This is a genomic window from Curtobacterium sp. 8I-2 (genome assembly GCF_902506155.1).
GTDB lineage: Bacteria > Actinomycetota > Actinomycetes > Actinomycetales > Microbacteriaceae > Curtobacterium > Curtobacterium poinsettiae.
This window is the reverse complement of record NZ_LR732827.1, coordinates 1014487-1027387: the sequence shown is the minus strand read 5'-3', so window position 1 is coordinate 1027387 and position 12901 is coordinate 1014487. Positions and strand designations below refer to the sequence as shown.

At 71.5% G+C, this 12901-nt stretch carries 11 protein-coding genes; 2 read left to right on the top strand and 9 right to left on the bottom strand.

Annotated elements, in window-relative coordinates; genetic code table 11:
- Positions 1-26: 26 nt before the first annotated feature.
- Genes BOSE127_RS08580 through BOSE127_RS08550 form a run of 7 tightly spaced genes read right to left on the bottom strand, consistent with a single transcriptional unit; the run spans position 27 to position 9123 of the window.
- Complete coding sequence (locus BOSE127_RS08580) at positions 27-1484, bottom strand: MFS transporter (RefSeq protein WP_159556896.1); 1458 nt, start codon at positions 1482-1484, stop codon at positions 27-29.
- Positions 1485-1527: 43 nt separating this feature from the next.
- On the bottom strand, positions 1528-3171 hold the full coding sequence (locus BOSE127_RS08575) for an amidase (protein ID WP_159556894.1): 1644 nt from the start codon (positions 3169-3171) through the stop codon (positions 1528-1530).
- Entirely contained in the window at positions 3168-4079 is a 912-nt protein-coding gene (locus BOSE127_RS08570; protein ID WP_140448782.1) for a carbon-nitrogen hydrolase family protein, read from the bottom strand. Before BOSE127_RS08570 ends, BOSE127_RS08575 begins: the two co-directional genes overlap by 4 nt.
- Positions 4076-5176, bottom strand: a complete 1101-nt coding sequence (rutA, locus tag BOSE127_RS08565) for a pyrimidine utilization protein A (RefSeq protein WP_042540642.1) — start codon at positions 5174-5176, stop codon at positions 4076-4078. The genes BOSE127_RS08570 and rutA overlap by 4 nt, the downstream gene beginning before the upstream one ends.
- Before the next feature lie 43 nt (positions 5177-5219).
- Positions 5220-6257, bottom strand: a complete 1038-nt coding sequence (locus BOSE127_RS08560; RefSeq protein WP_159556892.1) for an ABC transporter permease — start codon at positions 6255-6257, stop codon at positions 5220-5222.
- Positions 6257-7945, bottom strand: a complete 1689-nt coding sequence (locus BOSE127_RS08555; protein WP_159556890.1) for a sugar ABC transporter ATP-binding protein — start codon at positions 7943-7945, stop codon at positions 6257-6259. Before BOSE127_RS08555 ends, BOSE127_RS08560 begins: the two co-directional genes overlap by 1 nt.
- The gene (locus BOSE127_RS08550) at positions 7942-9123 is read right to left on the bottom strand and encodes a sugar ABC transporter substrate-binding protein (RefSeq protein ID WP_236559522.1); all 1182 of its coding nucleotides are present in this window, start codon (positions 9121-9123) and stop codon (positions 7942-7944) included. Before BOSE127_RS08550 ends, BOSE127_RS08555 begins: the two co-directional genes overlap by 4 nt.
- A 565-nt stretch (positions 9124-9688) precedes the next feature.
- Between BOSE127_RS08550 and BOSE127_RS08545 the strand changes: the two genes are divergently transcribed.
- Together BOSE127_RS08545 and BOSE127_RS08540 are read left to right on the top strand one after the other, a co-directional pair.
- On the top strand, positions 9689-10201 hold the full coding sequence (locus tag BOSE127_RS08545; RefSeq protein WP_017886838.1) for an NADPH-dependent FMN reductase: 513 nt from the start codon (positions 9689-9691) through the stop codon (positions 10199-10201).
- Positions 10198-10701: a flavin reductase family protein gene (locus BOSE127_RS08540; protein ID WP_017886837.1), complete on the top strand. Its 504-nt coding sequence runs from the start codon at positions 10198-10200 to the stop codon at positions 10699-10701. The genes BOSE127_RS08545 and BOSE127_RS08540 overlap by 4 nt, the downstream gene beginning before the upstream one ends.
- A 121-nt stretch (positions 10702-10822) precedes the next feature.
- Here BOSE127_RS08540 and BOSE127_RS08535 read toward each other — a convergent pair whose 3' ends face one another.
- Together BOSE127_RS08535 and BOSE127_RS08530 are read right to left on the bottom strand one after the other, a co-directional pair.
- Positions 10823-11899 carry an ABC transporter permease gene (locus tag BOSE127_RS08535; protein ID WP_071251241.1) on the bottom strand — a complete coding sequence of 359 codons (1077 nt, stop codon included), beginning with the start codon at positions 11897-11899 and terminating at the stop codon, positions 10823-10825.
- Positions 11896-12777 carry an ABC transporter ATP-binding protein gene (locus tag BOSE127_RS08530; protein WP_159556888.1) on the bottom strand — a complete coding sequence of 294 codons (882 nt, stop codon included), beginning with the start codon at positions 12775-12777 and terminating at the stop codon, positions 11896-11898. Before BOSE127_RS08530 ends, BOSE127_RS08535 begins: the two co-directional genes overlap by 4 nt.
- Positions 12778-12901: the final 124 nt, after the last annotated feature.

Sequence of the window (12901 nt, the reverse complement as noted above, 5' to 3'; positions counted from 1 at the left end):
GGTGGTCGTTGCCAGGGTGAGGGTGGTCACGTGGACGCCCCCGGCTCGGGGACCGGACCCGACCTGTCGGGCCGGAGTGGCGCCTCCCGGTCGGGAGGCCCGAACGGACCGAACGCGACGATGAGCGCCCCCAGGGCCGCGCAGCCGGCGAACGTCAGCGCCGCGGCGCGGACGCCGTCGACGAACACCTGGACGTCGCCGGACGGCAGGCTGAGCAGGCTGCCGTCGTAGGCCGCGGCCGCCTGCGCCGCGGACAGGCCGCCCGTCGCGATCGCGAGGCCGAGTGCCGTCGAGAACAGGAAGCCGGCGTTCTGCAGGGCCGACCGGATGGCGTTCGCGATGCCGCGTCGGTGCTCCGGGACGCGGGTCATCAGTGCCGACGTGCTCGGCGTCATGAACACGCCCGTGCCGACCCCGACGGCGCCGAGGCCGGTGGCGGTGACGGCGTAGGCGTCGCCGTCGGCGAGGGACACCGCGAGCACCGCGGCGCCGAGCGCGATCAGGAGCATGCCGATGGTCGACAGCGTCCGCGCGGCGACCCGGCGGGCGAGGAACCCGGCGCTCACCGCCGCGACCGTCGTGCCGATCGGCGTGGGCAGCACCCAGAGGGCGGCGTCGACGGCGTCCTTGCCGTCGACCGCCTGGAACGACAGGGAAGCCAGCAGGACCAGTGCGTAGCTGGACAGGGCGCACAGCCCGGCGGCGGAGAACAGGGTGATGGTGGTGCGGTCGCGGAAGATCGCCGGGTCGACCAGGGGGTGCGCGACCCGGCGTTGGGTCCACACGAACACTCCGCCGAGCACGACCGCGCCGGCGGTCATCGCGACGACGGGGACGGCCGACCAGCCGACCGAGCCGCCGGTCGAGACCGCACCGACGAGCAGTCCGACGGCGGCGACGGACAGGACTGACCCCGGCACGTCGAGGCGCTCGCCGGAAGGGGGACGCGTGCTGTGCGGGATCAGCCGGAGCGACCAGATGAGTCCGGCCAGTGAGATCGGCACGCCGGCGAGGAAGATCCACCGCCACCCGAACGACTCGGCGACCAGCCCGCCCACGACGGGCCCGATGACCTGGCCCACCGCGGCGACCGTGGCGTTCAGGCCGAGGCCGAGCGACAGGATCGACTCCGGGAAGACATCGGTGAGCAGCGCGGTCGTGTTGGTGACGATCGCTGCCGCCCCCACGCCCTGCACGAGTCGGGCACCGAGCAGCACCGCGGCGTCCGGGGCGAAGCCGCAGGCGAGGGAGGCGAGCAGGAAGACGAGGATGCCGGCGATGTACAGACGGCGCCGACCGACGAGGTCGGCGATGCGCCCGAAGACCAGGATGAGGGTGGTCGTGGTGAGCATGTAGCTGAGGAGCACCCAGCTGGACTGCACGGCGCTGGCGTCGAGGTCACGGCTGACGTCGGGGAGCGCGATGAGGAGCGCGCTCGAGGAGATGAAGACGAGGACGACGCTCAGGCTCGACGCGCAGAGCACCTGCCAGGCGCGTCGCCGGGCGGCGCCCTCGTCGATGGTGCGGCTACCGATCGGTCGGCCCTCGCACGGCGGACGACGGCGGCACCAGGCGGTGGTGCGTCGTGACCCGCTGGAAGGCGGCGGCCGCGGACAGCACGAGGCGGTCGTCCCACGGCCGCGCGACGAGCTGCACGCCGACGGGCAGGCCGTCCGGCGCGGTGCCCGCCGGCATCATCAGCGCGGGGAACCCGACGTAGTCGAACAGCCGGGTGTTCCGGGGGATGACGTCGTGCAGGTTGAACCGCTCGCCGTCGACCGACATCGTCAGGTCGTCGAGCCGCGGGGCGGTGGCGCCGATCCCGGGGGTGAGCACCACGTCCACGCCGGCTTCGTCCATCCGCGCGACCATCGCGGCCTGCACGAGCGGGCGACGGCGGAGTGCCCGGAGGTAGTCCGCCGCGGTCGGCAGGAATGACACGTCGAACCGCGCGCGGGTGCCGGCGTCGAACAGGTCGGCCGTGTCGGCGTTGGCCTCCTGGTTCGCGGCGAGCTCCCCGTAGAACACCGTCCAGCACTCGGAGTCGATCGACTCCAGGTCGTCGAACTCGATCGGCACGAGTGTCGCGCCGAGCTCGCGGAAGCGCTCGACCGCCGCGGCGTGTGCGTCGAGCACCGCGCGGTCGACGCGTTCGGTGAACCAGTCGAGCGGGACCCCGATCCGGAGCCCCTCGACCCGTTCGGGCGCGGCCTCGATGAGCGGCACGGTGGCAAACGTCGTCGGGTCCTCGCCGTCGGAACCGGCGATGACCGCCAGGACGAGGGCGAGGTCCTCGGCCGAGCGTGCCATCGGGCCGACGTGGTCGAGCGTCCACGACAGGCTCGCGACCCCGGTGCGCGGCACGAGGCCGTACGTCGGCTTGATCCCCGTGGTCCCGCAGAGGGCGGACGGGACGCGGATCGATCCGCCGGTGTCGGACCCGAGCGCGAGCGGGACGATCCGGGCGGCCAGCGCCGAACCCGACCCGGTCGAGGAGCCACCGGTCCAGCGCTCGGGGTCCCACGGGTTCCGCACGGCGCCGTACCGGGCGTTGTGGGGCCCGCCGCAGGCGAACTCGGTGGTGGCCGCCGTGAACACCGGGATCGCGCCGGCGGAGCGGAGCCGAGCCACGACGGTGGCGTCCTTCGGGGCCACACGGTCACCGGTCTGGAGCGAGCCGCTCGTGACGATCGTCCCCGCGACGTCGATGATGTCCTTCACCGCGAACGGGATGCCCTCGAGCGGTCGGGCCTCGCCGTCCGCCCAGCGGCGGGTGGACTCGGCGGCGGCTTCCTCGGCCCCCTGCACCAGGCGCAGGACGGCATCGGACCAGACGTCGTCGCTCGTCCAGTGCGGGGCGAGTGCGGCGAGGACCTCGGAAGGGGTCGTGGTGCCGGACCGGTACGCGGCGAGGAGTTCGACGACCGAGGCGCCAGCGGGGTCGGTGGCAGCCCGGGACGCCGCCAGGTCGTCGTCCGGACCGGCAGCGGTCGGCGCCGGGGCCCCGTCGATCGCCGCGCCGAGGAGCCGGCCGAACAGCTGCGCGCTGTGGGCCGGTTCCGCGGGCAGCGCCGACGGGGCGGCGGGCAACGGGTTCGCGCGGCTCGCGGCCAGCGCGCGGTCGAGCTGCGGTGCGATGGTGCCGCGGACCAGGGCGGCGACGTCCGTCACGCCGGGACCGCCGCCGCTGCGTGGGCGTCGGCCAGGTACCGGAACACCCCGGGCTGCCGGTCACGTCCGAGCGGGAAGTCCCGGCGGGCTGCCGAGACCTCGTCGATGTCGACGGTGGCCCGGATGATCGGCCCCGCCTGGTGGGCCGGAGCCGAGACGATCAGGTCACCCCGTGGTGAGACGACCGAGGACCGACCGAAGTAGCTGACGGTCTTGCCGTCGACGGTCTCTTCGCCGCCGCGGTTCGGGGCGACGACCCACGTCTGCGTCTCGAGCGCACGGACCTGCAGTTCCTGGGTGAACAGGGTCTCGCGGAAGCCCATCGACGACACGAGCACGAGCATCACCTCGGCCCCGGCGGCACGTGACGCGAGCCAGTACTCGGGGAAGCTCCGGTCGTAGCAGATGAGCATGCCGAAGCGGGTGCCGAGCGCGTCGAAGACGACCGGTCCGGCACCGGCTTCGAAGTAGTGCTTCTCGTCGACGTCGGAGATCGCGTTCGTCGGGATCGACGTCTTGCGGTACGACGCCACGCGGTCGCCGTGCACGTCGGTGCCGTGCACGAGCGTGCCGTCGGCGTCGATGAGCACCGCGCTGTTGTACTGCGCGTCGCCCGCGTCCTCGTAGAGACCGAAGGCGACGGCGGTGCCCAGCCGCTTCGCCGCGCTCGCGAAGCGGGCGGTCGCCGGACCGGGGACGGGCTGTGCCCACGACTTCCGGCTGTCGTTGACCACGCCGCAGAAGTAGGGCGTGGTGCAGAGCTCGGGGAACACGACCAGGTCGGCACCCTCCGCGGCCTGCTCGAACAGGGTGATGAGTTCGTCGAGTGCGGTGTCGCCGTCAGCGGGGGTCTCGCCGGCCTGGACGACCGCGACCTCGATGACCGGTCGGCTCGCGGCGGCGCTCATGCGGTGACCGCGCTCGGAGCAGCGGACGCGACGCCCTCGCGGGTGCGCATCAGCGGCTGGATGCGGGTGCCGAAGTCGTCCATCCCCTGCAGGAAGTCGTCGAACACCAGCATGATGCCCTTGGTGCCCTCGACGGCGGCGGCTTCGTCGAGCATCGCGGCGACGTGCTCGTAGGAGCCGACGAGCGTACCCATGTTCATGTTCACGGCCCCCTCGGGCAGCGAGATCCGCTTGGCCGTGTTGCCGTCCTCGCCCTCGGCATCGGTGAGCGCCTGGCCGGTCATCCAGGCGATCGCCTCGACGTCGACCCCGTCGCTGTACCGCTCCCACTTCGCCTGGGCGGCCTCGTCGGTCTCGTCGGCGATCACCATGAAGAGCACGTAGGAGCCGACGTCACGGCCGGTCTTCTCGCGTGCCTCGAGCAGGGCCTGGTTCTGTTCGGCGTAGGCGGTCGGGGTGTTCACACCGACGCCCATCGAGAAGTTGTAGTCCGAGTACTCCGCGGCGAACGCCATGCCCTGCGACGACTGACCGGCCGAGACGATCGGGATGTGCGACGTCGGTCGCGGCAGCATCCGGCAGTCGTCCATCTGGAAGTACTCGCCGTGGAAGTCGCTCCGGCCGGTCTCCCACAGCTCCTTCATCACCTGCATGTACTCGGTCTGGTACGCGTAGCGACGCTTGAAGTGCACCTCGTCGCCCGGCCACAGGCCCATCTGGTCGTACTCCGCCTTCTGCCAACCGGCGACCAGGTTCAGCCCGAAGCGACCGTGCGAGATCGAGTCGACCGTCGCCGCCATGCGTGCCGCGATCGCCGGCGGGATGGTGAGGACCGCGGTCGTCGCGAACAGGCGGATCCGTTCGGTGCGGGCGGCGAGACCGGCCATCAGGGTGAAGGACTCGAGGTTCTCGTCCCAGAAGCCGCTCGGGCCACCGAAGCCGCGCAGCTTGATCATCGACAGGGCGAAGTCGAAGCCGTACGCCTCGGCCTTCTGCACGATCTCGAGGTTCAGGTCGAACGACGGCTTGTACTGGGGCGACGTGGTGGAGATGAGCCAGCCGTTGCTGCCGATCGGGATGAAGACTCCGATGTCCATGGGGAACTCGCTTTCTGTGGTGGGTGTCGAAGGGGGAGCAGGGTCAGGGACGCTTCGCGGCGGCCTTGGCGGCGGTCGCGACGGAGTGCCGCCGGATGGTCTGCGAGACGGCGACGGCGACGATGAGGGCGCCGCCGTAGAAGAGCTGCTGCACGAAGTTGTCGGCGCCGAGCATCTGCAGACCGACCACGCCGGAGAACAGGAAGTACACGGCGATGAACGTGCCGATCGCGTTGAAGCGCCCCGGGACGATCGCGGTCGCACCGAGGTAGCAGGCGGCGAACGCGGGGAGCAGGAACGACTGTCCGCTCGACGGGTCGGCGCCGCCGAGGGTGCCGGCGTAGACGACCCCGGCCACCGCGGCGGTGAAGCCGGCGCCCACGAACGCACCGACCCGGAGCCGTCGGACGTTCAGCCCGGAGAGTTCCGCGACGGTGCGGCCGGTGCCGACGAACAGCAGCCGTCGGCCGACCGGGGTGGCGCTCAGGACGACCAGGACGACGACCGTGGCGATCAGGCCGTAGACGAACGCGAGCGGCAGGCCTGCGAGCCCGCGCCACCCGACCGTGGCCTGCACGAGTGCCGGGTCGATGCCCGTCACCGAGGACGACACGCTCATCCACTGGATGATCCCGATCATGAAGGTCGACGTGCCGAGGGTGACGATGAACGAGTCGATGCGGAACCCGACGGTCAGCAGCCCGTTGACCAGGCCCACGACGACGCCGATGACCAGGCCTGCGGCGATCGCGGGCACGAGCGGGACGTCCATCTTCGCGTTGAGCACGGCGATGGTCATCGCGGAGAGCGACATCGTCGAGGCGCCGGACAGGTCGAACTCACCGGCGGTGAGCGGGAACAGGAACCCGAGCGCCAGGATGAGCAGCACCGACTGGGACCCGAGGATGTTCTGCAGGTTGCCGAGGGTCGGGTACGTGTCGGGCAGCGCGATGCTGAACGCGATGACGATGACGACCCAGGCACCGAGCAGCGCGTACCGCTCGGTGTGTCCCCACGAGAAGCGCGGGCGGGTCGGACGGACGATCGAGGTCTCGAGGACGGGGTCGGCGGTGGTGGACATCAGGCGTTCTCCTTGACTGCGGAGGAGGCATCGGGGGAGGACGAGCCCGCGGGGGACGGGGACCCGGTGGGTGACGCCTGGGCATCTCGGTCGACGAGGCTCGCCACGACCGCGGCCGCGATGACGTCGCGGTCGACGCGGTCGTCGGTCAGCACGTCGTGCACGCGACCCTGGGCGAGGACGACGACGCGGTCGCAGACCTGCGCGAGCTGGTCGTAGTCGGTGGAGGCGCAGACGATGGTCACGCCCTGCTCGGCGCTCCGGCGGAGCATCGAGAAGATCGCGGCGCGTGCCCCGACGTCGATGCCCTGGGTCGGCTCCTGCAGCAGCACGAGCCTCGGGGCGTCCTGCATCCACTTGGCCAGGACGGCCTTCTGCTGGTTGCCGCCGGACAGCGTGCCGAACAGGGCGGCCGGGTCGGCTGGTCGGACGTCGTAGTCGCGGACGAGTCCCGCGACGTGGGCGCGTTCCCGCGCGGGCGAGAGGCCGAGCAGCCCGCGGAGCTTCCCGAGGACGGGGAGCGTGACGTTCTGCTCGACGGACAGGGTGAGCGCCCCGCCCTCGCGCTTGCGGTCGGCGGGGACGTAGACGATGCCGCGGGCGATCGACGAACCGGGCGTCACGCGCGTCAGGTCGACCGGAGCGAGTGTCGCCCCGTCGCGCCGCACGGTGAGCGAGCCCGTCGCGGGGCGTGCCCCGTACAGGCCGGGCAGCACGTCCTCGACACCGGAGCCGGCGAGCCCGGTGATGCCGACGACCTCGCCGTCCGCCACGTCGAACGACAGACCGTCGACGACGCCGACCCGCAGGTCCCGCACCGTCACGACGGCGTCGCCGGTGGTCGCCGGGCGCGGAGTCCTGGCGGCGGGACCGTCCAGTCCGCGTCCGACGATGAGGGAGACGAGCTCGTCCGCCGTCGTCGTGGCGGTGTCCCGGTGCGCCTGGACCCGGCCGGCCCGCAGGACGGTGACACGGTCGGCGTGTTCGAGGACCTCGGACATGTCGTGCGACACCAGCAGCGCCGAGGTGCGGCCGTCCGCGACCAGGTCCTGCACGACCCGGAAGAGCAGGTCGGCGTCCTCCTTCGGCAGGAAGACCGTCGGCTCGTCGAGCACGATGAGCGCCCGGTCGTCGCCCAGCTCGGCGACGGCCCGCAGGATCGCGACGAGCGCCTTCTGGGTGTCGGTGAGTTCGTCGATCCGGGCCCGTGGGTCGATGTCGACCCCGTACCGCGCGAACAGCTCGGCCGCGGCACGCTGCTCGGCGCCCCAGCGGACGAAGGGTCCACGCCCGGCGACAACGGTCGCGAGCCGCAGGTTCTCGGTCACACCGAGCGAGGGGACGAGTGCGAGGTCCTGGTGGACGAAGCTGATCCCCACACGGCGGAAGTACCCGGGAGGCACCGGTAGTGGCAGCCGGGCGCCACGGACCTCGATCGTCGCGCCCGGTTCCGGCGCGTAGGTGCCGGACAGGACCTTGATGAGGGTCGACTTGCCGGAGCCGTTCTCGCCGAGCAGCGCGTGCACCTGGCCCGGCACGACCTCGAGGTCGACGTCGTCCAGTGCGGTCAGCCCGCCGAAGCGCTTCGTGAGCCCGCTGATCCGCAGGACCGGCGCGGTGTCCGCACCCGTGCCGACGACCGCAGCCGACGATGCGGAGCCGAGCCGTGCCTCCCGGGTGGCGGTCACTCGGCCGCGCCCCAGATCGCTTCGTACCCGGTCTTGTACGCGTCGCCGTAGCCCTTGCTCGGCGCCGGCGGCGTGCCGGTCGCGTCGACGTTGTCCTTCGTGAAGACCTTGAGCGGGGTCTTCTCGTCGCCGTCCTCGATGATCGGCGTGCCGGTCAGGACACGGCCGGCCTGGTCGAGCGTCGCGTAGGCGAGCCACTCCATGTTCTCGCCGATGTCCATCGTGAGGACGCTGCCCTCCTGCAGGATCTTCAGCACCGCGGGGGTGCCGTTGTACGAGGAGGTGAAGACCTGGCCGGTCTTGCCGGCAGCGGTCACGCCGGCCTCGACGTAGAGCGTCATCGAGTCGTAGACCGGCAGGACGTAGTCGAGGTTCGGGTCGGACTGCACGGCGGACTGCACGGTCGACGAGATCTTCGTCGCCCAGTCGGCGACGGGGACGTTGGTCACCTTCACCTTGCAGCCGTCGCACTGCGCCTCGAACTCGTCCTGCATCGCCGTGACGATGCCGTCGGACGGGGGCACCTCGGACGACGTGATGATGAGGACGTCGCCCTGACCCTTGGTCTCCTTGATGGCCCAGTCGGCGTTGAGCTTCGCGGCTTCGTGGAACGGGGCGGTCACCTGTGCCGCCACGAGCCCCTGCAGCTGGTCCGGCAGCGCTTGCCCGGTCTGGTAGGTGTGGCTGATCAGCACGGGGATCCCCGCTGCCTTCGCACGCTTCAGTGCCGGGACGATCAGTTCGCCGTTGACACCCTGCGCCAGCACGATGATGTCGGCTCCGCGGCTGATCGCCTGGTCGATGCCGGCGGAGTGCTCGGTGGGCGTGCCCTGGTTCGTGTACTCGATCCACTTCGCGCCGTACTGCTCGGCGACCTTCTCGCCGGCCTCGTCGACCGCGGTGATGAAGGGGACGGCGGACGAGTTCGGGATGTTGAAGATCGTCTTGCCGGCGATCCCCGACATGTCGAAGCGAGCGCCCTCGAAGGTGAACTCGGGGTCGACGCTGGCGGCCTTGATCTGGCTCGTGGCGTGCTCGACACCGGCGGTGTCGTCACCGGAGCTCGTCGACGCGGTCGAGGTGGCGGAGCAGGCGGACAGGAAGAGCACGCCGGAGATCGCGGCGGCGAGGAGCACGGGACGCGACGGACGCGTTCGGGACGGAGCGGGGGACGACATCGGTCGGGGACCTCCTGGACGGGTGGAGCAGGGAAGGTGCGGGGGGCATCGGATCGGGGCGGGGCCGACGTGTGGCGGATCGCCGGTGACGCCGGCCGCTGCAGTGGGGTTGATGCGAATGTAACGGCCGCGGGGTGCCGACAGAGGGTCGCCCGGTAACGGTCCTGTTAGGCGTTTGTTTCGCTGGTGTTAGGCCACCTGCGGCGCCCGACGCGGAGGGGCGTTCGACCCACGGATCCGGGGCGGACGACTGCGCCACCGACCCGCGTGCAGGGGCGGATCCGGGCAGTGACGGGCCGGCGACGGCGGGGCGAAACACGCCGGACCCATCCGAGGCGACTTCCGGAAACGGCGCTCTCACAATCCGGCGCGGTCAGTGGGGACGACGCCTGGCGGAATGGCGGAGCGGCCCGGACGCGCAGCCCCGCTGACCGGGACATTCGGGTGCCGCAGGGCCGGGGCAGCTGGCGTAACCCAGCCGATACGGACGCGGTACGGCGGCGAAACGAACGAGCGGTGGACTGCACCAAGCACCCACCACCCGCCCACCGACAGGAGCACCCCGATGATCACCACCGTCGTCGCCGGCAACCCCAAGCCGGCCTCACGGACACTCGACGCCGCGACGGTCGTGCTCGAGCGGCTCACCGGCCGGGCCCCGGACCACGTCGTCGACGTCATCGACCTCGGTGCCGGACTGCTCGGCTGGGGCGACCCCGCCGTCTCGGACGCCGTCCGCACCGTCGCCGGCTCCGACCTCGTCGTCGTCGCGTCGCCGACGTTCAAGGCGACGTACACCGGCGTGCTCAAGCTGTTCCTCGACCAGTTCGGCACCGGCGACGGACTCGCCGGCGTCGTCGCGGTGCCGCTCATGCTCGGTGCCGGTCCGGCGCACGCCCTCGCTCCGGAGGTCTTCCTCAAACCGGTGCTGGTCGAACTCGGCGCGACCGTCGTCGCCCCAGCCCTGTACCTGAACGACAAGCACTACTCGGACCCCGCATCGACCGACGTGTGGCTCGCCCGCTGGCAGGACGTCGTCCTCGCCGCCGCCGCTCACCAGGAAGGAACCGCGTCATGATCAGCCCCTACTCCACCGAGGCCCCAGACCGCTCCGCGCTCAAGCAGGCGTTCTCCGGGTTCCCGTGCGGTGTCGCCGCGCTCTCCGCCGTCGTCGACGGCGAACCGACCGTGCTCGTCGCGTCCTCGTTCACGGTCGGCGTCTCACAGGACCCACCGCTCGTGATGTTCGCCGTGCAGCACACGTCGACCACGTGGCCGGTGCTCCGCGACGCCGGCACGATCGGGGTCTCGATCCTCGGTGAGGGGCACGCGCAGGTCACCCGGCAGCTCGCATCGCGGGACAAGTCGATCCGGTTCGTCGGTGTCGACACGACGGTCGCCGAGACGGGCGCGGTGTTCCTGCAGGGGGCGCCGATCTGGCTGGAGTGCTCGGTCGAGCACACCTACCCGGCCGGCGACCACGACATCGTGGTGCTCCGGGTGCTCGGACTCATGTCCGACTTCGCGCACAACCCGCTGGTCTGGCACCGGTCCGCCTTCGCGACGCTGACCGCCTGACCGGCGCCGGGCAACGGACGGGAGGCCCGCCCCACGTGAGCAGGTCTGCTCACGCTGGGCGGGCCTCCCGTCCGGGGCAGCCGGGTGCGCCGGGTGCGCTGGGCCTGCCGGTCCTGCGGCGTCAGCCGCGCAGCGCCTCCGACAGCTTCACGCGACTGCCGGTGCGGAGCAGCGCGTTCTCGTAGACGCGGGCACCGATGACCACGACCGCGACCACCGAAGCGGCGACGATGACGAGCGACAGGATCGGCTCCCACCACTCGGCCGTCCCCAGGAAGATCCGCATCGGCATGCCGATCGGGGCGCTGAACGGCACGTACGACATGATGCCGAGGATCGTCGGGTTGTCGTACGCGACGATGATCAGGAAGTACGGGATCATCACGAGCATCATCACCGGGGTGGTGACGCTGCCGACGTCCTCCTGCCGGGACACCAGCACGGCGGCGGCCGCGAACAGGGACGCCAGCAGCACGAACCCGATCGCGAAGAAGCCGATGAACCACAGGATGCTCGGGCCGAGCATCGCGAACGTGTTGTCCTGCCCGGTCACCGCCAGGGTGACGATGGCGGCGACGGCCACCGCGACGATCTGGGCGAACGCCATGACGCTGTTGCCGAGCACCTTGCCGGCGAGCAGCGCCCGGGCCGGGATCGCGGACATCAGGATCTCGACCACCCGCGTCGACTTCTCCTCGACCACGCTCTGCGCGATCGACTGGCCGAACGTCACCGCCGACGCGAAGTACACGACGCCGAACGCGATCGCGATGAGGTAGACCAGCCCACCCGGCAGCGCGTCCGGGTCGAGCAGCTCGATGCGCGGGGTGACGCTCAACGCCGAGACGACCTCGGACGGGGCCTCGTCGAGCCCGACGACCTTGTAGCCGAGCGGGTCGTCCGACGGCACGATCGCGGCGTCGACGTCGCCCTTCGTGACGAGCCGTTCGGCGTCGTCGACCGATGCCGACTTCGTGACGTCGAGCCCACTGGTGGTCGGCAGCGCGACACCGTCGACGACCGCGACCGCGGTGGTGTCGTCGGCGGTGGCCTTGCTCACGATCCCGCCGACGACGATCGAGGCGACCACCATGCCGATCAGGATGAGTGCCGAGACCACGAAGGCCTTGCTGCGGATGCGTGCCTGGATCTCGCGTGCGGAGACGAGCCGCACGGCCTGCACGAAGGAGCTGTTCATCGGACGACCTCCCGGAAGACCTCGCTGAGCCGCGGCACCCGCGGCGAGAACGACCCGACGGAGCCGTGCTGGACGGCACGCTGCAGGACGCGCTGGGCGGTGGCGGCGTCGGCCTCGAAGACCGCGTAGCCGCCGTCGAACTCCCGCACGGCCACACCCGGCTCGTCGCGGAGCCAGGCGACGTCGCCGTCGACCAGCAGCTCCCACGCGGCGGGGCCGGCCTGCTTGCGGAGTTCCTCCTGCGGACCGGCGGCGCGGATCGTGCCACCGGCGATGACCACGACGTCGTCGCACAGCCGTTCGACCACGTCGAGCTGGTGGCTCGAGAACAGCACCGGGACGCCACGGGCGGCGGTCTCGCGCAGGACACCGAGCACCGTGTCGACGGCCATCGGGTCGAGGCCCGAGAACGGCTCGTCGAGCACGAGCACCTCGGGGTCGTGGGCCAGCGCCGCCGCGATCTGCACGCGCTGCTGGTTGCCGAGCGAGAGCTTCTCGACGGCGTCGCCGGCGTGCTGCGTGAGCTCGAGTCGTTCGAGCAGTTCGCCGGTGCGGGTCGTCGCGGTGCGCTTCTCGACGCCCTGCAGCCGGGCCAGGTAGGTGATCTGCTCGGCCACCGGCATCTTCGGGTACAGGCCGCGTTCCTCGGGCATGTAGCCGAAGCGGCGGCGGTCGGCGGGACGGACCGCGGTGCCGTCGATCGAGACCGTGCCCGCGTCGGCCTGGAGCACGCCGAGCATGATGCGCATGGTGGTGGTCTTGCCGGCACCGTTGCCGCCGACGAAGCCGGTGAGGCGGCCGCTGCCGACCGTGAACCCCACGTCGTCGAGCACCCGGCGGTCACCGAAGTGCTTGGTCACCCCTTCGATGGTGAGCATGTCGTTCCCCTTCGTCACGACGCTGGTCGTCGCTGCGTCCGACGCTATTGGCCGGGAGGCACGCCCCGCCTCCGCCGCCAGGCGGGATTCGGGCGGGGGCCGGCTCCACCGCGTGGGGGAGGAG